The 21,237-nt window shown below is 68.0% G+C and carries 19 protein-coding genes; 6 read left to right on the top strand and 13 right to left on the bottom strand.

What is annotated here, in order from left to right; genetic code table 11:
• Positions 1 to 2: 2 nt before the first annotated feature.
• Both E2F46_RS07735 and E2F46_RS07730 read right to left on the bottom strand, forming a co-directional pair.
• Positions 3 to 1,874, bottom strand: coding sequence for an ABC transporter ATP-binding protein (locus E2F46_RS07735; protein ID WP_133321500.1), 1,872 nt, complete (start codon positions 1,872 to 1,874; stop codon positions 3 to 5).
• A gap of 77 nt (positions 1,875 to 1,951) precedes the next feature.
• Positions 1,952 to 2,941: a quinone oxidoreductase family protein gene (locus tag E2F46_RS07730; protein WP_207949549.1), complete on the bottom strand. Its 990-nt coding sequence runs from the start codon at positions 2,939 to 2,941 to the stop codon at positions 1,952 to 1,954.
• Positions 2,942 to 3,044: 103 nt separating this feature from the next.
• On the opposite strand from E2F46_RS07730, the gene soxR reads away from it, so the two are divergent.
• A complete protein-coding gene (gene soxR / locus E2F46_RS07725; RefSeq protein ID WP_279512682.1) occupies positions 3,045 to 3,479 on the top strand; it encodes a redox-sensitive transcriptional activator SoxR in 435 nt (144 codons plus the stop codon).
• A 29-nt stretch (positions 3,480 to 3,508) separates the two neighbouring features.
• On the opposite strand, the gene E2F46_RS07720 is transcribed toward soxR, so the two are convergent.
• Together E2F46_RS07720 and E2F46_RS07715 are read right to left on the bottom strand one after the other, a co-directional pair.
• On the bottom strand, positions 3,509 to 5,254 hold the full coding sequence (locus tag E2F46_RS07720; RefSeq protein ID WP_133321498.1) for a DUF2207 domain-containing protein: 1,746 nt from the start codon (positions 5,252 to 5,254) through the stop codon (positions 3,509 to 3,511).
• Positions 5,251 to 5,802, bottom strand: coding sequence for a LemA family protein (locus tag E2F46_RS07715; protein WP_133321497.1), 552 nt, complete (start codon positions 5,800 to 5,802; stop codon positions 5,251 to 5,253). The genes E2F46_RS07720 and E2F46_RS07715 overlap by 4 nt, the downstream gene beginning before the upstream one ends.
• Positions 5,803 to 5,972: 170 nt before the next feature.
• Between E2F46_RS07715 and E2F46_RS07710 the strand changes: the two genes are divergently transcribed.
• Positions 5,973 to 6,458, top strand: coding sequence for a DUF4019 domain-containing protein (locus tag E2F46_RS07710; protein ID WP_133321496.1), 486 nt, complete (start codon positions 5,973 to 5,975; stop codon positions 6,456 to 6,458).
• An 80-nt stretch (positions 6,459 to 6,538) separates the two neighbouring features.
• Here the strand turns inward: E2F46_RS07710 and E2F46_RS07705 are convergent, their stop codons facing one another.
• The 3 genes from E2F46_RS07705 to E2F46_RS07695 form a co-directional block, all read right to left on the bottom strand.
• On the bottom strand, positions 6,539 to 7,216 hold the full coding sequence (locus E2F46_RS07705; RefSeq protein WP_133321495.1) for a serine/threonine protein kinase: 678 nt from the start codon (positions 7,214 to 7,216) through the stop codon (positions 6,539 to 6,541).
• A 21-nt stretch (positions 7,217 to 7,237) separates the two neighbouring features.
• Positions 7,238 to 7,759 (bottom strand): RNA polymerase sigma factor, encoded by a 522-nt coding sequence (locus E2F46_RS07700; RefSeq protein ID WP_133321599.1) that lies wholly within the window; start codon positions 7,757 to 7,759, stop codon positions 7,238 to 7,240.
• A gap of 88 nt (positions 7,760 to 7,847) precedes the next feature.
• Entirely contained in the window at positions 7,848 to 8,798 is a 951-nt protein-coding gene (locus E2F46_RS07695; protein ID WP_133321494.1) for a DMT family transporter, read from the bottom strand.
• A 143-nt stretch (positions 8,799 to 8,941) separates the two neighbouring features.
• On the opposite strand from E2F46_RS07695, the gene E2F46_RS07690 reads away from it, so the two are divergent.
• Together E2F46_RS07690 and E2F46_RS07685 are read left to right on the top strand one after the other, a co-directional pair.
• Entirely contained in the window at positions 8,942 to 10,012 is a 1,071-nt protein-coding gene (locus tag E2F46_RS07690; protein WP_133321493.1) for a GGDEF domain-containing protein, read from the top strand.
• Positions 10,013 to 10,103: 91 nt separating this feature from the next.
• Entirely contained in the window at positions 10,104 to 10,718 is a 615-nt protein-coding gene (locus E2F46_RS07685; RefSeq protein ID WP_133321492.1) for a Pr6Pr family membrane protein, read from the top strand.
• A gap of 25 nt (positions 10,719 to 10,743) precedes the next feature.
• On the opposite strand, the gene E2F46_RS07680 is transcribed toward E2F46_RS07685, so the two are convergent.
• Both E2F46_RS07680 and E2F46_RS07675 read right to left on the bottom strand, forming a co-directional pair.
• On the bottom strand, positions 10,744 to 12,078 hold the full coding sequence (locus tag E2F46_RS07680; protein WP_133321491.1) for an NTP/NDP exchange transporter: 1,335 nt from the start codon (positions 12,076 to 12,078) through the stop codon (positions 10,744 to 10,746).
• An 18-nt stretch (positions 12,079 to 12,096) separates the two neighbouring features.
• Complete coding sequence (locus E2F46_RS07675; RefSeq protein ID WP_133321490.1) at positions 12,097 to 13,077, bottom strand: aldo/keto reductase; 981 nt, start codon at positions 13,075 to 13,077, stop codon at positions 12,097 to 12,099.
• Between the two features lie 342 nt (positions 13,078 to 13,419).
• Here E2F46_RS07675 and E2F46_RS07670 point away from each other — a divergent pair, with 342 nt between their 5' ends.
• On the top strand, positions 13,420 to 14,628 hold the full coding sequence (locus tag E2F46_RS07670; RefSeq protein ID WP_165967394.1) for an HD-GYP domain-containing protein: 1,209 nt from the start codon (positions 13,420 to 13,422) through the stop codon (positions 14,626 to 14,628).
• 41 nt (positions 14,629 to 14,669) lie between these two features.
• Positions 14,670 to 15,893, top strand: coding sequence for a putative bifunctional diguanylate cyclase/phosphodiesterase (locus E2F46_RS07665; RefSeq protein WP_133321488.1), 1,224 nt, complete (start codon positions 14,670 to 14,672; stop codon positions 15,891 to 15,893).
• 25 nt (positions 15,894 to 15,918) lie between these two features.
• On the opposite strand, the gene E2F46_RS07660 is transcribed toward E2F46_RS07665, so the two are convergent.
• The 4 genes from E2F46_RS07660 to E2F46_RS07645 are packed head-to-tail and all read right to left on the bottom strand — an operon-like array spanning position 15,919 to position 21,183.
• Complete coding sequence (locus E2F46_RS07660; protein ID WP_133321487.1) at positions 15,919 to 16,176, bottom strand: hypothetical protein; 258 nt, start codon at positions 16,174 to 16,176, stop codon at positions 15,919 to 15,921.
• Positions 16,163 to 18,508, bottom strand: coding sequence for an FdhF/YdeP family oxidoreductase (locus E2F46_RS07655; RefSeq protein ID WP_133321486.1), 2,346 nt, complete (start codon positions 18,506 to 18,508; stop codon positions 16,163 to 16,165). Before E2F46_RS07655 ends, E2F46_RS07660 begins: the two co-directional genes overlap by 14 nt.
• The gene (gene fdhD, locus E2F46_RS07650; RefSeq protein WP_425599813.1) at positions 18,505 to 19,359 is read right to left on the bottom strand and encodes a formate dehydrogenase accessory sulfurtransferase FdhD; all 855 of its coding nucleotides are present in this window, start codon (positions 19,357 to 19,359) and stop codon (positions 18,505 to 18,507) included. Before fdhD ends, E2F46_RS07655 begins: the two co-directional genes overlap by 4 nt.
• Positions 19,360 to 19,365: 6 nt before the next feature.
• Positions 19,366 to 21,183, bottom strand: coding sequence for a DUF885 domain-containing protein (locus E2F46_RS07645; RefSeq protein ID WP_133321597.1), 1,818 nt, complete (start codon positions 21,181 to 21,183; stop codon positions 19,366 to 19,368).
• Between the last annotated feature and the right edge of the window lie 54 nt (positions 21,184 to 21,237).

Below are 21,237 nucleotides of genomic sequence, written 5' to 3'. Positions count from 1 at the left end.
GGTCACGCTTCGCTGGCGTCTCGCTGGCCGACCGTTGCGGCTTCGCCGCCGCAATCGATGAACCCACCCGACTGCCGCCGCCACAGTTGCGAGTAGATCCCGCCGGCCGCCACCAGCGCATCGTGGCCGCCTTGTTCGACGATGCGGCCGTGGTCCATCACGATCAGCCTGTCCATTGCGGCGATGGTCGACAGCCGGTGCGCGATCGCAATGACCGTCTTGCCTTCCATCAGCCGCTGGAAGTTCTCCTGGATCGCGGCCTCGACCTCTGAATCCAGTGCCGACGTAGCCTCGTCCAGCACCAGGATCGGCGCGTTCTTCAACAGCACGCGTGCGATGGCGATGCGCTGGCGCTGGCCGCCGGAGAGCTTCACGCCGCGCTCGCCGACGTGCGCGTCGTAGCCGCGGCGGCCGTGGCTGTCGGACAGTTCGAGGATGAACTCGTGCGCGCGTGCCTGGCGGGCGGCTTCCACCATCTCGTCCTCGCTGGCGTCGGGACGGCCATAGAGGATGTTGTCGCGTACCGAGCGGTGCAGCAGCGATGTGTCCTGCGTGACCACGCCGACCTGCGCGCGCAGCGTGTCCTGCTGCACGCTGGCGATGTCGGTGCCGTCGATGAGGATGCGGCCGCGCTCGCGGTCATGGAAGCGCAGCAGCAGGTTGACCAGGGTCGACTTGCCCGCGCCGGAGCGGCCGACCACGCCGATCTTCTCGCCCGGGCGGATGTGCAGGTCCAGTCCCTCGATGACGCCGCTGTCCTTGCCATAGTGGAAGCTGACGTCCTCGAAGCGCACGTCGCCGTGCACGCGCGCCAGGGCCGGCGCGCCGGGGGCGTCGTCCACGGTCGGCGGCAGCGAGATCGAGTTGATGCCGTCGTGCACGGTGCCGATGTTCTCGAACAATGCCGACAGCTCCCACATGATCCACTGCGACATGCCCAGGATGCGCAGCACCAGCGCGATCGAGACGGCCACCGCGCCCGCGGTCACCGCGCCCTGGTGCCACAACCACAGGCCCAGGCCGACGGTCGCGAACAGCAGCACCATGTTCATCGCGTACAGCAGGCCATAGACCCACGTGGCCAGCCGCATCTGCGGATACACGGTGTTGAGGAAGCCATCCATGGCTTCGTGTGCGTAGGCCTGTTCGCGCCGGGAGTGCGAGAACAGCTTGACCGTGGCGATGTTGGTATAGCTGTCGACGATGCGCCCGGTCATCACCGAGCGGGCATCGGCCTGCCTGCGCGAGATGCGCTCCATCCGCGGCACGAACAGGCGCATCAGCCCCGCGTAGGCGATGAACCAGCCCAGGAACGGCAGCATCATCCGCCAGTCGGCGGCGGCGGCCACCGCCAGCGTGCCGACGAAGAACACCAGCACGTAATTGCCGATGTCCAGCAGCTTGATCACCGTCTCGCGCACCGCCAGCGAGGTCTGCATCAGCTTGGTGGCGATGCGCCCGGCGAACTCGTCCTGGAAATAGCCCATCGACTGCCGCAGCAGGTAGCGATGCACGTTCCAGCGGATGCGCATGGGGAAGTTGCCCAGCAGGGTCTGGTGCTGCACCAGCGAGTTGAGCAGCACCATGAGCGGCAGGGCGAACAGGACCAGCACGCCCATCCACAACAGGCGCGCGCCTTCGGCCTCGAGGAAGGTGGCCGGCGTGGTGCTGCCCAGGCGATCGACCAGCGAGCCGACGTAGGCGTACAGCGCCAGCTCCGCGATGGCGATGCCGGCCGTGGTCAGCGCCATCAGCAACAGCCAGGGTTCGGTGCCGCGCGTGTAGTGGCGGCAGAACGCATACAGGCTGCCGGGAGGCTGCGCGGGCGGGTCGTTCGGGAAGGGGTCGATGCGGCGTTCGAACCAGCGGAACACGGAGAATGGCCGGGTGTGGGCGGGGCGCCATTGTCCCGCATCCCGGTGGTCGTCGCTTGGCGCCGCGTCGGCCGGACTCACAGCGTGGAGACCGCGATGCGGCCGAGGTGGTGCGCCCCGAGCGCGTGCTGCGCTTCGGCGATGCGTTCCAGGGGGAACCGGCGCGAGACATGGGGCATCAGTGGGCCTTGCACCACCAGGGCGTGCAGGTCTTCCATCAATGCAGGGCCGTAGCCCGCCGCATAGGCCCTGGCCTGCGGCAAGTCGACTGTCTCGGGAGGCGGCACGACGCCATGCGGCCATGCCATGCGTGCATTCCGGGGCATGGCACGGACCACCTGCGCGGCGCCGTCGCCGCCAGCCGTCAGCAGCGCGGCATCCAGGCCGCCGGGGGCGAATTGCCGCATGGCGACTGCAATGTCGTCGCGCCTGCCATCGATCGCCGCGTCGGCACCCAGTCGCGATGCCATGCGCACGCCGTCCTCGCCGGACGCGATGGCCAGCACGCGCGCGCCCATCCGCTTGGCGAGTTGCAGCGCCAGGTGGCCCATCCCGCCACTGGCGCCGAACAGAGCCAGCGCCTCGCCACCTTGCAACTCCAGGATGTCGCGCAACCCGCGCAGCGCGATGCCGCCGTCGACCGGCAACACCGCGGCCTGGTCCATCGACATGCGGCGTGGGACAAGGCGGGCGTAGTCGGTGTCCACCAACGCGAACTCGGCGTGGAAGCCTGCCATCGGGCTGCGATGGGCGACCAGGCCGTAGACGCGGTCGCCCTCCTCGAAACCGGCGGCACGGATGCCCGTCGCCACCACCACGCCGGCGCCTTCCGAGCCACCCACGTGCGGGAACCGAGTGCGGCGATTGCGTTGCAGGGCGAAGACCCCTTCGCGCTCGAGGATGTCCCAACGCCCGACCCCTGCGGCGTGCACGCGCAGCAGCAGCTGGCCGGGTCCGGGCCGCGGGATCGGAAGCACGTGAGACCGCAGCTGTTCGACGCCGCCATGCCGCAGCAGGGCGATGGCGTGCATGGTGTCCGCGGCGATGGCCGGCGTGGTGCGAGGCATGTGGTCTCCGGTTGAAGGATCGGTCCGGGAAGGGTAAAACCTCAACATTGATTGAGGTCAAGCGGAGGAGGCCATGCCTGGCGAGGCGACACGTGCAGCGGCATTGCCGCAGGAACTTGGTGTCGGTGAAGTCGCCGCGCGCACAGGCGTGGCGGTTTCGACGCTGCACTTCTACGAACGCAATGGCCTGATCCACGGCTGGCGCAGTGCGGGCAACCAGCGACGCTATGCCCGTGACGTGCTGCGGCGGATCGCGGTGATCCGTGCGGCGCAGCACACGGGCATGTCGTTGCTCGAGATCCGCGAGGCGCTGTCGACGCTGCCCGACGGACGGGCGCCGACAGCCAGCGACTGGAAGCGCCTGTCGAGGGCATGGCGGAAGGAACTGGATGCGCGGATCGAAGGACTGCAGCGCCTGCGCGACCAGCTGGACGGATGCATCGGTTGCGGCTGCCTGTCGTTGAAGCAATGCCCGTTGCGCAACCCGGGTGATCGCATGGGCCGCCGCGGCCCGGGCAGCAGCCTGTCGTCTCGTTGAATTACGGTGCGACCGGCACGTGCGGCACGTCAGCGGCCGCCGCCGCCGCCGCCACCGCCGCCGCCGCCGGAGAATCCGCCTCCGCCACCACCGGACGAACTGCCCGGTGGCGATGAGGATGATGCGATCTGGGAGGCGAGGCTGCTGCCGATCGACTTGCTGAAGCTGCCCAGGTCGCCAATGCCGCTGCGTCCGCTGCCGTGGTACCACGCGATGGCAGACGTGGCGGCGGCTGCTGCAGCAGCGCCGACGGCCAGCGTGAACTTCTTCGTCCAGGCTTCTTCCACGCCCAGCGCAACGGCATACGGCAGCAGGAACTCGAATCGCGCGGCGTCGAGCGCCGGCTCATCGCGACCGGGTCCCTGCAGCCGCTGCAGGTCCTGTTTCTCGGCCACGCCGAGGTAGCGGCGCAGGCCTTCGATGCGATCGAGCATCCTGCGACCTTCCTGCGTCGGCGCAGCCACCAGGATGGCGAACACGAAAGCAACCGCGAACATCGCAGCCACCAGCGGGATCGCCAGCAGCAGCCCCGAGCCGGTGCTCGCGGCGATGATCATGGCGGGCACGGAGAACGCCAGCGCGATCAGAAAGGCCAGCAGGGCCGAGCCGCCGTTGGTATTGAACATGCGTCCCTTGAACCGCTGCTGCAACGCGCGGCTGTGCGCGGCCATGGCCTTCTGCATCGTCGCGGCATTGGTGTTCTTCAATTCGATACGGTCGCCACCCGCGAACAGGTGGGACAGCAGCGCATCCTGCTCGGGTCCATGCGTGCGTCCCCCTGCGCCAGTGCGCTCCAGCGTCCAGTCGTCCTTCAGCAGGCCCTTGTCGCGATGGATGCCGAGGTGTCCACCCACCGCCAGCGACAACACGTCCGCGGAGAAACACGGCGTGTCATGGCCACGTCTCCGGATGTAGCGCAGCGCGGAAGGAGACAGGTCGTCCGGCGGATCGTACTGCACCACGACGGGCCCCGGAGGCGGATCGCGGCCCACCTGCCGCCAACGGACGATGCTGAACACCAGGAGCACCATCAGGCCGGCCAGCGCGACCAGGCCGGCGCGGTTGTCGCGCAACAGCCACCAGGCCTTCTGCGCGTCCGACGGTTCGATCACCACGCCCTTGGGAAACGAGAGCACGGTGGTGAACCCTTCGCGTGGATGCAGCGGGCGGGTGAGGGTGTAGCGCGCGATGCCGGGCGAGGGCAGTTCCGCCACATAGCCATCGCCTTGCGCACCCTGCACGCCTGTGTAGGCCTCGGCTTCGAGCTCGGCGACCGGCACGGGCTGCGGCAGGCGCACTTCGGTCGTGCCACCCTCGATGGCGAAGTCCCAGCCGGTTCCGATCGCATTCCAGTACAACTCGTCATGCGCGTCGAAGAAGCCCAGTTGCCGGGTGGTGCGGTAGCGCAGTGTGTAGGTGAATTCCGCCGGTACCGGCAGGAAGTCATCGTTGCCGGTGTTGATGCGCACGCCGTTGTCGCGGCGTTCGGTGAACCAGGGTTCCGGTTGCCCGTCGCGCAATACCTCCAGCACCTCCAGGTCCACCACCACGCGATTGCCGCGGCGATCGCGATAGCGCGTCGGGAAGTCGCGATAGATGCCGCGGCGGATCTGGCTGCCTTCGGCGCGTACGCGGATCCGTTCGGTCACGTCGAGGCTGGCGTCGCCGTTGACCTGCACGTCGCTGTCGTAGGACAGGATGCGCTCCTGCGCGGCGACCGGCGTTGCGATCGCGAGCAGCGCCGCGAAGAACAGCAAGGAAAGCAGGTGCCTCATGGCAGTTCCACCCGGATGGCGGCACGCTGCGCGTCGCCGGCTTCGAAGAAATCCTGCGCGACAAAGCCGAGCGGGCGTGCCAGCAGCAGGTCTGGGACACGCTGGATGGCGTCGTTGTGCTCGCGCACGGCGCCGTTGTAGAAGCGGCGGGCGTACTGCAAGTGCTCTTCCACGTCCACCAGATCACGCTGCAGCTGCTGGAAATTGTCGCTGGCCTTGAGGTCCGGATACGCCTCCTTCAGCACCAGCAGTTTGCCGATGGCGCGCTCCAGTGCGTCTTCCATGCCGGCCAGGCGGGCGCGATCGGTCTCTGCCAGCGCGCGCGCGCGCAGTTCGGTCACCGCCTCCAGCACGGCGCGTTCGTGGCCGGCATACGCGCCGACGGCCGACACCAGCTGGGGCACCAGGTCGTGGCGGCGGATCAGCTGCACGTCGATGTCGGCCCATGCGGTCCGCACCTGGTTGCGCAGGCGCACCAGGCGGTTGTACACGGCTACGGCCCAGCCCAGGGCGGCAGCCAGGGCGATCAGCAGGATGAGCGTTGGCATCGTCATGTTCAGGTTCCAGAACGGCCGGAGTCGCACCAGAAGGACAGCGGCAGCGGCCGGGACGTGACCGGAAGCGTAGCGGAAGCCGGTTCACGGGTGGTTGCCGCAGCCGAGGCCGACTGGCGTAAACTCGCCGGCACCAAACCAATGGATGGAGCCAGAAGAATCCCATGAAGATGCCGTATTTCCTGCTGGTGGCTGCCCTGTGCCTGACCGCCGGCCCCGCTTTCGCCCAGCAGCCTTCGCCCCAGGCCGGACAGGCACCGCAACTGACCGAGGAACAGCAGGCACAGCTTGCGCGCCAGGATGCCGAGATGTCCCAGGCGGCGCTTCAGGTCATGCAACTGGTCGATGCCAACCGCATTGGCGAAATCTGGGATGGCGCGTCGCCGGTGATGCAGCAAGCGGTGTCGAAGGACGACTTCGTCCGCCAGATCACCAGCGATCGCACTGCGCTGGGTGCCGTGTCCGGCCGCGCCAACCCTCAGGTCTCGCGCACCCAGGGCGAAGCCGGCGGCCCGGTGCCCGAAGGCCTGTACATCAACGTGCAGTCCGAGACCACCTTCGCCAACCAGCCGCAGCCGGTCCGCGAGCTGGTGTCGTTCCGGCTCGACGACGACCGCACCTGGCGTGTCAGCGGCTACACCTTGCGCTGATCGTTGCCGTCGTCTGCACTACCCGACGGGCGGCCCATGCCGCCCGTTTTCGTTGCTGATCGTATCCGCACGGACCGGGTTCACTCGCGCTCGAACCGCGCCAGTTCCTCGAGGTGCCGCTGGCTGCGGCGGATGCCGTCGCAACCGTCGGCACGGTCCGCGGTGTCCGCACCCGGCATCGCGCGCCGGCGCGTGCGCCATGACCACAGCGACCATCCCCACGTCGCCAGCAATCCTGCGACGCCGACGGCCAGGCTGATCGATATCCACGCCGGCACCGATGCCGTGGGGTCGATGCCGTCGCCCAGCCCGGCGAAGGCCACCACCACCACGACCCACATCACCCACCAAGGCGCGCCGCACACGTGGCCGTTGATCGCCTGCAGTCGCATCAGCAGCGCCGTGCGCTTGTGGATATCCAACACCGGCGCGCCGTAGTCGATGCTGCCGGCCAGTCCCATGACGATGCCGGCAAGCGCGACGTGGGCCACGCCGAAGGCGTGCACCACAATGCCCGTCGCCAGCAGGGCGGGCATGTCGGTGCTGCGCGTCCAGCAGGCCACGCCCAGCGCGATCAGGCCGACGCCGAGCAAGAGTTGCAGGCATTGCCCCCAGAGCAGCGGGCGCAGGCTGCGGCGGGCCTTGTCGAGCTTGCTGTCGCGCAGCAGCTGGAGCTGGATCGCGTCGTGGCGTTCCAGCTGGCGGCCCAGCGACTGCCAGGCGCGCTTGAGTTCGTCGAGTTCCATGGTCGTGTCCATCGGCAAGTCGTGTGGATGGTCTCAGCGGGCGACGTGGTCGCGGATGCGCTGCTTGAGGCGGTTCACCTTCGTGGTGACGTTGCTTTCCGACAGCCCCAGTACCTCGGCGATCTCGCGCGTGCTGCACTCCTCGAGGTAGAGCATCAACAGGGCACGGTCGAGCGGCTTCTGTGCGTCGATGAAGCGCAGCAGCGCCTGTACGCCGGCGCGCGCCTCATGGCCGGCATCGACCGGATCGGCGACCTCGTGCAGCGCTTCGTCCAGCGGCACCGAATGGCGGCTGCGTCGCGCCGTGGCCCGCACATGGTCGATGGCGACGTTCAGCGCGATGCGGTACATCCAGGTCGGGAAACTGCGCGTGGCGTCATGGCGCGGCCATGCCCGCCACAGCTGCGCGGCGATCTCCTGCGCCAGGTCGGCGCGGTCGTGCGGATCGCGTGCATAGGTGGCGGCCACCTTCAGCACGATGCCGCGATGGCGATCGAGGAGCGCGGGGAACGCCTGCTCGGTCTCGCGTGCCGTGCGCCGCCCGGTGTGGTCCATGTGCTCGCTGCCTGCGGGGGTGGTGATGCCTGTCATGCCGGGTGGTTCGCGCCGGCAGGCGGAATGTCACAGTCGCCGTGGGCTGGATTCAATCGCCGATGCGCTTGGCCTCGGACGTGCCCAGCACCTCGACATGGTCGATCCGGCGCGGCCGCTGCAGCAGGGGATGTGCGAACACCGCCATCAGGATGATCGCCACGCCTGCGTAGAACAGCCCGGTCAGTTCATGCTGTTCGCCCAGCAGCAGCATCGCAAGCACGATGGCGTAGACCGGCTCCAGGTTCACCGCCATCTGTGCGGTGAATGCGCTGATGTGGCGCAGTGCCACCAACGACAGCGCGAACGGGAACAGGGTGCAGGCGAAGGCGAGCAGCAGCAGCCAACCGGCATCCCCGGTCGATGGCAGCACCAGCAGGTCGCCGGCGAAGGCGGGGAATATCCACGGCATCGCCGGCGCCAGCAGCGTCAGTGCGACTGTGCCGGCGCCGAGTTCCACCGTGGTCACGGTGAGCGGGTCGGCGTGTTGCACCAATCGCTTGTTGAGCGAGGCGAAGAAGGCGACGAACAGGGACGAAAGCGCACCCACCGCCACGCCGATGCGCATGTCCGGCGACAGGCCGCCCACGACCATCGCCACGCCTGGCAGCACCGCGATGCCGAGCAGCAGCTCGGTGCGCGAGAAGCGGCGGTTCGCCAGGCGCGGTTCCACCAGCGCGGTGAACACCGTCGCCAGCGCCATGCAGGTGGCGGCGACCGAGGCATTGGCCAGCTTGATCGCGCCGTAGAACGTCAGCCAGTGCAGGGCCACCAGCACGCCGACGCCCGCATAGGCCAGCATCAACCGGGCCGGCATCGCGCGCAATCCGCGCCAGACGCGTGGCACCAGCAGCAGGGCCGCAACGACCAACAGCATGCGCCACCACACCAGCGGCAGGGCCGCCAGGGTGATCAGCTTGCCGAGGATGGCGGTGAAGCCCCACAACAGCACGCAGAGGTGGATCTGCAGGTGGGCGGTTCGGGCGGGGTCGTGCGAGGTCATGCGGAGGCAACGGGTCGACAATCGCCAGCATAGCTGCGTCCGGGCACGCAACGTGCGGATGGTCGCGGTTTCCGGATTGGTGCCGACGCGGGACACACGCGTACCGATGGCATACTCGGCGCGGGCCCGCGTCACGACCAGGCATGATCAAACCCTCCAAACCGGACAACGAGCAGGGGCGGCTGCAGGCGCTGCAGAGCCTCGACATCCTCGACAGCGCCCCCGAGCAGGGCTTCGACGACCTGGTCGCGATCGCCGCGGCGATCTGCGCGGTGCCAATGGCCACGGTGAGCCTGGTCGACAGCGACCGGCAGTGGTTCAAGGCGCGGGTGGGCATCGACGACGCGCAGACCAGCCGCGACTGCGCATTTTGCGCCCACGCCATCCTTCAGCCGGATGCGATGACCATCGTCGACGACGCCACCGCCGATGCGCGCTTCTCCGGCAACCCGTATGTCACGGCGCCCGACGGCATCCGTTTCTATGCCGGCGCGCCGTTGGTGACCAGCGAGGGGTTCGCGCTGGGGACGCTGTGCGTGATGGACGACAAGCCGCGGCAGCTCGAGCCCTACCAGGTCGAGGCCATGCAGGCGCTGTCGCGACAGGTCACGCGGCTGCTGGAACTGCGTCGCGTCAGCCGTGCGCTGGGATTGCAGCTGCGCGAGCGAGAATGGTACGAACAGCAGTTGCAGCACTACCAGGACGAACTGGAGCAGCAGAACGCGGACCTGGCCGAGCAGACCCGCACCGATCCCCTCACCGGCCTGCCCAACCGGCGCGCGTTCGCGGCGGCGCTGTCGATGGCGATGGAGCGTTCGCTGCGCGATGGGCAGCATTTGTCGGTGGCGATGCTGGACATCGACCATTTCAAGACCATCAACGATATCCACGGGCACGCGATGGGCGACGAGGTGCTGGTGGCGATCGGCGGGATGCTGCGCTCGCAGTTCGCCGGAAATGGCCTCGCTGCACGCCATGGCGGCGAGGAGTTCGTGCTGCTGCTCGCGGATTGCAATGCCGACGAGGCGCGGTTGCAGTGCGAGTTCGTCCGCCAGTCGATCGCCATGTTGCCGGTGGGTTTGCCGGTGACGGTGAGCATTGGCGTGGCCCAGTTCCGTCGCCGCGACGATACGGTCGAGGCCATGTTCAAGCGCGCCGACGAGGCGATGTACGCCGCCAAGCGCGCGGGCCGGGACCAGGTGGTGGTTGGCTGACGCTTTGCGGCCGTGCCGCGCGGGATGCGCGCCACGCGCTTTCGGGGGAAGGGACATGCACGAGATGGGGGGATGGCGAACAGGGGCGCGGTTGACCGCGGGCCTGGTGGCCGGGCTGGCGTGCGGGGCGCTGGTGCTGCAGTACGTCTTGTTGCTGCGCGCGGCGCCGGACGGTGCCGCACTGGCGACCATCCGTTTCTTCAGTTACTTCACCATCCTCGGCAATACCCTGGTTGCCCTGGCTTGCATCACGGTCGCGCATGGGCGCGACATGGCATGGATGGCGCGCCCGCGCGCGCTGGGTGCGGTGGCGCTGTACATCGCCATCGTCGGCTTCGTTTACGTCACGGTGCTGCGGCCGCTCTGGCAGCCGCAGGGCGCGCAATGGCTGGCCGACGCGGCGTTGCATTACGCCGTGCCCCTGGCCTACGTCGGATGGTGGGCCTGGGCGGTGCCGCATCGCCGCTTGTCGTGGACCGACCTGGCATGGTGGCTGCCGTTTCCGCTGGCCTACCTGGCCTGGGCGCTGTGGCGCGGCAGCTGGGCAGGCGAGTATCCCTATCCCTTCATCGATGTCGGCGCGCTGGGCATCGGCACGGTGTTGCGCAACGCGCTGTCCGTGACCGCCGTCTTCATCGCCTTCGGTGCGCTGCTGGTGTGGCTGGATCGTCGCTGGCCGCAGCGCGGAAACATGCGGCCAGGCTGATGGCGACGCAACCCCTGGACGGGTGTCAGCGGGGCGATGCACCGTCGGAGGGTGGAGACGCCAGCACCACGGATGCGGTGGCGCGTCGGTTCTGCTCGCGCCCCAGCCACAGGCCCAGCGCCGCCCACACCACCGCCAGCGGCACTACCACGCTGGCCAGCCCGCCCAGCGCCAGTCCCAGCCGGCCCAGCAGGCCTTCGGTCTGCGCACCGACCACGTCGCCGGCGCGATAGACGAAGGTGTCGATGAAGGCCTTGGCCTTGTACTTGTCCTCACGACTGGCCACGGTGAACAGCGCCTCGCGTGCCGGGCGCGTCAGGCCGCGCTGGAAGGCGCGGTTGGCCGCTTCCAGCAGGACCAGCACGGCGAACGAGCCGTAGACCGCCAGGCCGATGAAGCCCAGCGCCATCGCCAGCGGCAGCAGTGCCAGCGCCACGCCCAGACCGAAGCGCTTGATGATGCGGCCGGTCAACGTGAGCTGCAGCAACAGCACCGCGACCTGCGTCCACATGTCGATGTTGCCGAACATCGCGGTTTGCGCGTCGAGGTCGTCGGTGGCGGCGGCCACCATCTGCAGCCGGGTGAAATAGATGAAGGTCGCCACCACCGTCATCAGCAGCACATAGCCGGCGATGCCGGCGAGGTAGGGCGACGAGAACACCGCGCGGATGCCCGCCCAGGCGTTGCCGCCGATACGCACGGCTTCCTCGTTGCGTGTTGCCACGGCAGTCGTGGCGTCCAGGGGCGTGGCGCGGTCAGGCCGCACCCGGACCAGCAACCATGCCGCCACGATCGCCAATGCCAGGAACAGCGAGGCCACCAGCAGCAGGTTCGCGGTGCCCAGTGGTTCAGCCAGGCGCGATGCCAGCCATGGCCCGAAGATCGCGCCCAGGGTGCCGCCCACCGCGATGAGTGCGAAGAACCGCTTGCCCTGGTCGCTGCTGAAGCGGTCCGCCAGCAGCGCCCAGAACACCATCGTCACGAACAGGTTGAACACGCTGAACCAGACGTAGAACACCTGCCCGCTGCGTTCGCCGACCATCCCCGGCGCGAATACCAGCAACGCCCAGAATCCGCACAGGCTGGCGATGAAGAAGACATAGGTGGCGGAAATGAACTGAAGGCGGCGGAAGCGCGCGACCAGCCAGCCGAACATCGGATTGACCATCAGCGTAACCACCGCGGTACCGATGAACAGCCAGCGGATGCTGTCGAGGCCGCTGCGCATGCCCAGCGCGTCGCGCGCCGGGCGCAGCATCATCAGCGCGGTGAGGATGCAGAAGAAGAAGAACGCGGCGATGAGCACCGGCGCCACTTCGTCGCGGCGCAGGTTGAACAGCCCGGCGATGCGCTCACGCATGGACGACTCCGGCCGGCATCACGCGAATGTCCGGACCAGTTCGGCCTGCTGTTCCTCGTCAAGGAGTGGACCGATGCCGCCACGCAGGTTGTCGGCCTGCCGCTCGGGCCTGCCCGTGGCCGGGATGACCACGGTGACCGCCGGATGGCTGACCACGAACTTCAGGAACAGCTGCGCCCAGGAGGTGACTTCGACGTCATCCGCCCAGCCGGGCAGCGGCTTGTCGCGCACCATCGCGAACAGCCTGCCGTCATCGAAGGCACGGTTCACGACCACGGCGATGCCGCGTTCCTGCGCCAACGGGAAGATCGCGCGCGCCGCCTGCGGCGCATTGACCGAATAGTTGATCTGCACGAAGTCCGGTGATTCATCGCGCATGATGCGTGCGGTTTCGGCATGGCCGCTTTCCAGGTAATGGGTGATGCCGATGTACTTGGCCAGCCCCTGCTGCTGCAGTTCCCGGGCGTAGGGCAGGGCCTGGCCGAGGTTGCGCAGGTTGTGGACCTGCAGCAGCTCCACGCGATCGGTGCGCAGCCGGCGCAGTGAATCGGCCCATTGCCGTTCCAGCGCATCGCGACTGTCGGCGGCCAGCTTGGTGGCCAGGAAGCAGCGGTCGCGCCAGCCGCCGTCTTCCAGCAGCGCGCCCACCACGTCTTCTGCATTGGAATAGTTGGGCGACGTATCGATCACGGTGGCACCGCCGTCGAAGAACACCTTCGCGACCTCGCGCAGGTCCTGGAATTCGCCGGAAGCCAGCGGCACTTCGTAGCTGCCCGACGTGCCGGCACCGATCACCGGCAGCATTTCGCCGGAGGACGGGATCGGTCGCGCCAGCAAGGCGGCGGACAGCGGCGTGGCATCGGCGATTGCGCCAAGCGGCTTGTCCAGCGGGGTCGATGGCACCCGCGGCGCATCCTGGCTGCAGGCGGCGAGGGGGGCGAGGGCAAGCCCGGTGGCAGCAAGGCCGACGCTGGTGAGGAAGTCGCGACGGTGGGTCATGTGCATGCTCCTGCCGGGGGAATGCCACGATCTTGTCGCAGCTTGCGTGTCGATGCCAATCGTGGCGCGTGCCGATGGTCATGCTGAATGGATGACAGTTCCCGACGGGATGGGGGGCGGCGACTGGCAATGGCTGAACCCGTGTCTGTCAGGATCGGACGCAGACCCGCGACATCTCCGCCACTTCTTCGGCGCCGTGGCGGGGATGAAGGTGGGCGGTACAGCGAACGCACTGGATTGGCCTTCATCCCTTCCTCACGCCATGTGTCCTCTTCTAATTCCACTTGCTGTCCAGCATCATGTCGACCGGTGTCTTGGGGCGCCGGTCCGGGAAAACAGTGGATGCAAATCGAGGAACGCCGGGTCGAGGTCGACCAACTGCGTGCCGGCATGTTCGTGTGCCGGCTCGATCGCGATTGGGTTGGTACGCCGTTCCTGCTCCAGGGCTTCCTGGTCGAGGGGGAAGGCGAAATCGAGCAGCTCAAGCGTTGTTGCAGGCACGTCTTCATCGATGTGGAAAAGAGCGTCGACGTGGATGAAGGCCTCTTGGCGTCGGGACCAGCCGGCGCCGGGGCACCGTCGAACACGGCGCGTCCGCGGGTGGACGTGCTCGCCGCCGTTCCGCACGCTGCCAGTGCACTGGAACGCGCCACGGCAGGCGTGGCGGAGATCTATTCGATCCTGCGCGAAGGCGGCAGGATCGACCGGCGCGTCGCCGATGCCGTGGTCCAGCCCATCATGGGCAGCCTCGCGCGCCATCCGGATGCGTTCTTCTGGCTGCAGGCCCTGCGCAAGCATGACGATTACGCCTACGGACATGCCGTCAACTGCAGCGCACTGTCGGTGGCCTTGGGCCGCGAGCTGGGCCTCGAGGAGTCCGAGCTGGCCGATATCGCCGCCGGCTGCCTGCTGATGGATATCGGCATGATCCATGTGCCGGCGGAAATACTTGCCCATGGCGGCCCGCTGCCTGCCGACCAACGCCACATCGTGCGCGAGCATGTGCAGACCAGTGCAGCGCTGTATGCGGCATCGGGCCTGCATGACGTGGCAGTGCTCGAGATCATCCAGGGCCATCACGAACGGCATGATGGCAGCGGATACCCGGCGGGAACGGTCGGCACGGAGATTCCGCTGCATTGCCGGATCGCCGGCCTCGTGGACAGCTATGACGCCATGATCTCGGATCGGCCGTACCGCCGTGCGATTTCGCGGCACGATGCGTTGCAGCAGCTCTACCGGCAGTGCGGGCATGGCTTCCAGGCCGAACTGGTGGAAAAGTTCATGCAGTGCATGGGCATCTATCCGGTGGGTAGCCTGGTCGAGCTCGACAGTGGGGAAGTGGCCGTGGTGATGGCGCAGAACCGCGTCCGGCGCCTCCGCCCGACGCTGATGCTGCTGACCGATGCCAGCAAGGCGCTGCGCGACCAGTTCATCCCGGTCGACCTGATGCTTGCCGATCGGAAGGCGCTGCCAGAGTCGCGATTGAAGATCATCCGCGGCCTCGAGCCAGGCGCGTACGGCCTTGATCCGCGCGAGCTGTACCTGTAGGTGTCCAGGATGCCGGTCGCCGCCACCCGGGGTGGTATGCCATGCTGAATCGCGACGCGCTGCTTGCCTGCGTGGCCGAGACCGATGGTGACGGTGGCTGCATCGGCGTGCTGGTACTGCGGACGCAGCGTCTGCGTGATTTCGAGATGCTGTTCGGATACGCCGCCGGCGAGGCATTGGCGACTGCGCTGGAACACCGCTTGCGCGAGGCATTGCGACCGGTGGATCGCCTGTTCCGCATCGGCGAGTGCGATTTTGCGATGGTATTGCCCGGCCTGAAGCAGCGCCAGCACGCCGCGCTTGCCGCGGGAAAAGTTTCGCGTGCGGCGCGCGCGCCGCTTGAAGTCTGCGGCCACCCCGTGCGCGCGAACATCGCCGTGGGCGTGGCGACCCGGCCGCACGATGGCACCGATCCGGTTACCCTCTGCCGGCGGGCGGACGAGGCGACGCTGGAAGCGGTCCAGACGGCAGAGCGCCATGCCTTCAATTCTTCGGTCGAACGACAGCTGGTGTCCCACGACGCGCTGCGCGAAGCGATTGCCGCCAACCACCTGGCCATCTGGCTGCAGCCAATCCGATCCGTGCGTGACGGTCGCCTGCACGGTTTCGAGTCGCTGGCGCGCTGGCGGCATCGGGATGCATGGGTCGCGCCCGAGCGCTTCATCGCCACGGCCGAACAGACCGGGTTGATCGGGCCGCTCACGCACTGGAGCCTCCATGGGACGTTGCGCGCCTGCGCTCCGGCGCTTCGTGAGAATCCAACGCTGGTCTTTTCGATCAACCTGTCTCCGCGCGCGGTCCTGGAAGATGATGTCGTGGCCGCGTTTTCGGCAGCGCTGGCACTGTGGGGCGTTCCCGCGTCTGCGCTGAAGGTGGAGGTGACCGAAACCGCCTTCGTATCGGATATGCCGGCACTGTCCGAAGTGCTCCGCGAGCTGCATGCGACGGGTGTCGCCATCTCCATCGACGACTACGGCACCGGATACTCGTCGATGGCCTACCTGCGTGAGTTCCCGGTCGACGAGGTCAAACTCGACCGCAGCTTCATCCAGGACATCACCGTCAACACCCGCAGCCGGCAGCTTGCAGCTGCCGCCGTATCGCTGGCGCACGGCATCGGGGCGCAAGTGGTGGCCGAAGGCGTCGAGTCCGCGCAGACGCTGGCCCTACTGGCCGAAATGGGCTGCGACCGCTACCAGGGCTACCTGCACGGAAGGCCAGCGCCTGCCGCTGAAGCCATCGCGGCGATGACAGGCGGCGACTGAGGTCATCCCTCGCGCGATGGCCAGCTCAGCCGCTGCCGTCCGCTTCGTGCCCGAGGCCGGTCAACCGCGCGACCTGCCGTTCGCCCTCGGACGACACCTGGACGAGGCCTTCGGCGTGGATGCCGCCTATGTCGCCATCGCCCAGCCACGCCAGCTCCCGCAGCAGCACGCTCATCCGCACGCCGAGCCGCTTGCACAGCCGTGGCAGCGACACGCCCTCGGGGTGCGCCGCCAGCTCGGCCAGCAGCGCAGTCCGCAACGGGGCCTGGTCAGACGATGACATCGAGCGGGATGTCGCGCGACGCGGTGGATGCCTCGGGTGTGGGGCGATGGACCAGCACCGGGATCGATTTCGACGTGGGCGTGCGCGCCTGGTCGGCGAAGCTTTCCAAGGGCACCAGGCCATTGGTCTCCGGGTAGTACGCCGCCAGGCAGCCACGCGGGATGTCGTAATCGGCCAGCAGGAAATGCCGGGCGACACGACGCACGCCATCCTCGCCCAGGCTTTCCAGGTCCACCCGGTCGCCCGCCGCCATGCCCAGTGCGGCGATGTCGTCGGCATGGGCGAACAGCACGCGGCGCTCGCCGGATACGCCGCGGTAGCGATCATTCAGCCCGTAGATCGTGGTGTTGTACTGGTCGTGCGAGCGCACGGTGGTGAGGTTGAAGACCGGCGCGTCGCGACCCGCACGCGCGCGATGCAGGGCAGTGTCGACCGGAATGGCATGCGCGCGGAACGACGCGCGACCATCGGCCGTGTGCCAGTTGCGGTCGCGTGCGCCATTGGGTAGCTGGAATCCGCCGGGGACGCGCACGCGTGCATTGAAGTCGTGGAAGTCGTCGAACACCCGGGCGATGAGGTCGCGGATGCGGTCGTAGTCCTCCACCAGCCAGCGCCAAGGCACGTGGCCGCGGTCGCCCAGGGTGGCCTGCGCCAGTCGCGCGACGATGGCCGGCTCCGACAGCAGCGCCGGCGAGGCGGGCGCATTGATGCCCGCCGACAGGTGCACCATGCTCATCGAATCCTCGACGGTCACCGCCTGAGGGCCGGTGGCCTGCATGTCGATCTCGGTGCGGCCCAGGCAGGGCAAAACCAGCGCCTCACGGCCATGGACGAGGTGGCTGCGATTGAGCTTTGTGGCGACGTGCACGGTCAGCGCGCACTTGCGGAGCGCCGCGTGGGTGGCCGTGGTGTCCGGCGTGGCGGTGGCGAAGTTGCCGCCCATCGCGAAGAACACCTTCGCGCGCCCGTCGCGCATGGCTTCGATGGCGCCGATGGTGTCGTAGCCGTCCGTGCGCGGTGGCTCGAAACCGAAGACGTCGCGCAACCTGTCGAGGAATGCGACCGGGGGCTTTTCCCAGATCATCATCGTGCGGTCGCCCTGTACGTTGCTGTGGCCACGCACCGGACAGGCGCCTGCACCCGGACGACCGAGGTTGCCGCGCAGCAGCAGCAGGTTGACGATCATCTGGATGGTCGCCACCGAATGCTTGTGCTGGGTGATGCCCATGCCCCAGCAGGCGATGACCTTGCCTGCGCCGAGGTAGATGTCGCCAGCCTTGCGCAGTTGGGCTTCGGTCAGCCCCGATTCGGCAACGATGGTGTCCCATGATTCCGCCATCACGTCGTCGGCGAATGCCTCGAAGCCGCTGGTGTGCGCATCGATGAACGCGCGATCCAGCAGCGAGGGCGCACCCGACGCCAACACGTCGGCATCGCGTTCCAGCATATGGCGGATCATGCCCTTGAGCGCGGCGAGGTCGCCGCCGATGCGCAACTGGAAATAGTCCGACGCGATGCGCGTGGAGCCGTTGTGCAGCATCTCCAGCGCGTCCTTGGGATCGGCGAACTTCTCCAGGCCACGTTCGCGCAGCGGGTTGAACGCGACGATGGCCGCGCCGCGCTTCGCCGCCGCACGCAGTTCGCCGAGCATCCGCGGGTGATTGGTGCCGGGGTTCTGGCCGAAGATGAAGATCGCATCGGCCTGCTCGAAGTCCTGCAGCGATACCGTGCCCTTGCCGACGCCGATCTGCGGCTTCATCGCCGCGCCGGAGGGTTCGTGGCACATGTTGGAGCAGTCGGGGAAGTTGTTGGTGCCGTATTGGCGCACGAACAGCTGGTACAGGAACGCGGCCTCGTTGGAGGTGCGGCCCGAGGTGTAGAAGATCGCCTGGTCCGGCGAGGGCAGGGCATCGAGGTGTGTGGCGATGATGGTGAAAGCATCGTCCCACGCGATGGGCACGTACTTGTCCGTCGCTGCGTCGTAGCGCAACGGCGTGGTCAACCGGCCCTGACCTTCCAGCCAGTGGTCGCTGTAGCGTGCAAGTTCGGTCACGGCGTGGCGTGCGAACAGCTCGGGCCCGGCGCGCAGTGCTGTCGCTTCGGCGGCCACCGCCTTGGCGCCGTTTTCGCAGAACTCGAAGGTGGAGGTGTGGTCGCGATCGGGCCAGGCGCAACCCGGGCAGTCGAAGCCGTCGGGCTGGTTCATCGACAGCAAGGTCTTCGCGCCGCGCACCGGGATGTGCTGTTCGTGCAGGTGGCGGGCGACGCTCTTCAGCGAATCCCAGCCGCCGGCGGGCCCGTCGTAATCGCGGAGGGTGCGTTCGTCGCTCATGGCGAGGATTCTGCCAGCGGCGACGCGTGCAGGCGATGCGGGTGCGCATAGGCCACGCAGCCATCGCCCCGCGCGAAGCCGACCAGGGTCATGCCGGCGCTGTCTGCAAGCGCGATGGCAAGTGCGGTGGGAGCGGAGATCGCGGCCAGCATCGGCATGCCCGACTGCGCGGCCTTCATCGCCATTTCGTAGCTGGCGCGGCTGGTGACGACGCAGAAGCCGCTGCCGGCATCGATGTCGGCGGCCTGCATGGCACCAATCAGCTTGTCCAGCGCGTTGTGCCGGCCCACGTCCTCGCGTACCAGCAGCAGCCGGCCTTCGGCATCGGCCCATGCGGCGGCGTGGGTGGCGCCGGTCAGCGCATTCAGCGGCTGCCGGCGCTCCAGTTCGATCAGTGCGGCAGCAAGGGATCCGGATGCGATGGCGATGCCCCCGGATACGCGCCGTGGTGGCCGCAGCACCGCATCGATCGACGCCGCGCCGCAGATGCCGCAGCCGCTGCGGCCTTCGATGTTGCGTTTGCGTTCCGACATGGCGGCCATGCGCGCGGCCGGCACGCGCAGCGACACCGCAATGCCGTCGACCGTGGTGTCGATGGCCTCGATCTGCAGTTCATTGGCCGTTTCGACGATGCCTTCGCTGAGGGCGAACCCCACGGCGAAGTCCGCAATATCCGCAGGCGTGGCCATCATCACCGCGAACGGCTCGCCATTGAACGCGAAGGCGACAGGGATTTCCTCGGCGATCCAGTCCGCTTCGCGCGCAGCGGCATCGCCGCGAAGACGCAGCGGCTCGCGCCGTACCGCGCCTTGCGGCGCGCCGTCCGTCCGCGGATCCTGGCGCGCCTCCACCACCGGCTACTCGATCGGCTCGCCCAACAGCAGCTGGCGCGCGAAACGGACCGGCGGTGCGCCCTGCGCGAGGATGCCGTCGTGGTAGGCCTTCACGTCGAAACCGTCGCCCAGCTTGGCCTCGGCGGCGCGGCGGGCATCGAAATGCTCCTGCGCACCGACGAAGTAGGTCGCCAGCTGGGTCGAGGACAGCTGTGCGCGGATCCACTTGCCGTCGGCTTCACTCTGCTGCTGGAAGGTCTGGCGCACCATGAGGTCCATCGCCTGTTCCCGCGTCCAGTTGTCCACGTGGATGCCCTGGTCGAGGATGGCGTTGGCCACGGCGCGGGCGTAGAACTTCAGCTGCATCAGCCGGAACAGCGGGTCGTTGTCGAGGTAGCCTGCATCGGCCAGGGTGCGCTCGGTATAGACCGCCCAGCCTTCGGCAAAGGGGCCGGAGCGGAACACGGCGCGCAGCGTGGAAGGGTGGTTCACCGAATGCGCGCCCTCGAGGTAATGCCCCGGCATCGCCTCGTGGATGGTGAGCACGTGGATCATGTAGTTGTTGTACTCGCGCAGGAACGAGTCGACCTGTGCCTCGCTCCACTCGTCCGGGATCGGCGAGATCGCGTAGTAGGTGTCCAGGCCCTTGTCCAGCGGGCCGGGCGAATCGCAATACGCGACCGAAAAGCCGCGCTGGAACTCCGGCATCAGGATGATCTTCACCGGATCGTCCGGCACCGTCACAAGGTCTTTGGCGCGTACGAAGTCGGTGGCGACCTCCAGCGTGTGCTTGGCGAAATCGACCACGCCATCGCGTTCCGGGCGCTCGGCGTAGGCGAGTTCCATCGCAGCCTCGATCGCCGCCTGCTTCTGGTTCTCGTCGGGCCTTTCAGGTGTATCCGGTGCGCCGGGCTGGTCGGCCAGCACGGTGCGCGCGACGGCGTACATCTCGTCGCGGATGCGCGACAGCTCGGCTTCGGCACGTTGCTTGATTTCGGCACGCGACAGCGAGGCGTTGAGTGCGAACTTCAGCTGCTGGTCGTAGCGCTCGGCGCCGATGCGGAACTCGCCGGTCGCATTCGGCACCAGCGTGTCGTCCAGCCATTGCTGGTGTTCGGCGACGGCGTCGCGCAGCGTCTCGACGGCGGCATCCAGGCGCTCGCGGTCTGCGCCCTGCAACTCGCCGGCGTTCGGCGTGATGAAGGTGTCCAGCAAGGTCAGCACGCCGGCGTTCTGGCGCGCCACGGTCTCGGCATGCGTCTTCGGCACGCGTGACGGATCGAGGTTCGCGCGCGCCTGTGCGAACAGCGTGGGCAGGCGTTCCATGCGCTCCATCGCAGAACGCATGCGCTCGGGCAGGGGCGCGAACTCACGCGCCATCAGGCCGTAGATCGCGCCACCGGCCAGGCCGCTGTAGATCTGCGGATCCCAGGCCCACGACTGGAATGTTTCTTCCTGCCACAGCGCGTACTGCAGGTGGTTGCGCAGGATGCGCGCATCCACCTGGTGCTCACGCGACAGGGCCGCATCGTCGATGGCGTCCAGTTCGGCCAGCATGGCGCGGTTGAAGGCAGCCGATGCCGCTCGGCCCTCGGCGCTCATGTCGTCGATCTGCGCATCGAAGCGGTGGTCGCCGATCTGCGTCGCAGACACCGGGGAGAACGCCAGCGCCTCGTCGAGATAGCGCGCGGACAATGCTGCGAATGCGATGTCGGCCTGCGATTGCGATTGCGATGCCGCATGCGTATCGGACGTCGGACGGGACGCGTCGCCTCCGGCGCTGCCGTTGCAGGCGGCCAGGGCAAGGGCGAGGAGGGCGATGGCGGGCAGGCTGCGGCGCATGTCGGGTTCCATGGGAAGTCTGTGGTGAGGATATGCGCTTGCATCACGGCTCGC

This window comes from Luteimonas aestuarii (assembly GCF_004357985.1).
GTDB lineage: Bacteria > Pseudomonadota > Gammaproteobacteria > Xanthomonadales > Xanthomonadaceae > Luteimonas > Luteimonas aestuarii.
The sequence above is the reverse complement of the archived record's forward strand: the minus strand, read 5'-3'. Positions and strand labels throughout refer to the sequence as shown.

Excerpts from the sequence above, each read along its gene's own strand:
- E2F46_RS07660 (WP_133321487.1), bottom strand. The coding sequence starts at position 16,176 with ATGTCATCGTCTGACCAGGCCCCGTTGCGGACTGCGCTGCTGGCCGAG.
- E2F46_RS07680 (WP_133321491.1), bottom strand. The coding sequence starts at position 12,078 with ATGCGTGAGCGCATCGCCGGGCTGTTCAACCTGCGCCGCGACGAAGTG.
- E2F46_RS07710 (WP_133321496.1), top strand. The coding sequence starts at position 5,973 with ATGAAGATGCCGTATTTCCTGCTGGTGGCTGCCCTGTGCCTGACCGCC.
- E2F46_RS07695 (WP_133321494.1), bottom strand. The coding sequence starts at position 8,798 with ATGACCTCGCACGACCCCGCCCGAACCGCCCACCTGCAGATCCACCTC.
- E2F46_RS07705 (WP_133321495.1), bottom strand. The coding sequence starts at position 7,216 with ATGGACACGACCATGGAACTCGACGAACTCAAGCGCGCCTGGCAGTCG.
- E2F46_RS07700 (WP_133321599.1), bottom strand. The coding sequence starts at position 7,759 with ATGGACCACACCGGGCGGCGCACGGCACGCGAGACCGAGCAGGCGTTC.
- E2F46_RS07655 (WP_133321486.1), bottom strand. The coding sequence starts at position 18,508 with ATGAGCGACGAACGCACCCTCCGCGATTACGACGGGCCCGCCGGCGGC.
- E2F46_RS07645 (WP_133321597.1), bottom strand. The coding sequence starts at position 21,183 with ATGCGCCGCAGCCTGCCCGCCATCGCCCTCCTCGCCCTTGCCCTGGCC.
- E2F46_RS07665 (WP_133321488.1), top strand. The coding sequence starts at position 14,670 with ATGCTGAATCGCGACGCGCTGCTTGCCTGCGTGGCCGAGACCGATGGT.
- E2F46_RS07730 (WP_207949549.1), bottom strand. The coding sequence starts at position 2,941 with ATGCCTCGCACCACGCCGGCCATCGCCGCGGACACCATGCACGCCATC.
- E2F46_RS07720 (WP_133321498.1), bottom strand. The coding sequence starts at position 5,254 with ATGAGGCACCTGCTTTCCTTGCTGTTCTTCGCGGCGCTGCTCGCGATC.
- E2F46_RS07670 (WP_165967394.1), top strand. The coding sequence starts at position 13,420 with ATGCAAATCGAGGAACGCCGGGTCGAGGTCGACCAACTGCGTGCCGGC.
- E2F46_RS07715 (WP_133321497.1), bottom strand. The coding sequence starts at position 5,802 with ATGCCAACGCTCATCCTGCTGATCGCCCTGGCTGCCGCCCTGGGCTGG.
- E2F46_RS07675 (WP_133321490.1), bottom strand. The coding sequence starts at position 13,077 with ATGACCCACCGTCGCGACTTCCTCACCAGCGTCGGCCTTGCTGCCACC.
- E2F46_RS07690 (WP_133321493.1), top strand. The coding sequence starts at position 8,942 with ATGATCAAACCCTCCAAACCGGACAACGAGCAGGGGCGGCTGCAGGCG.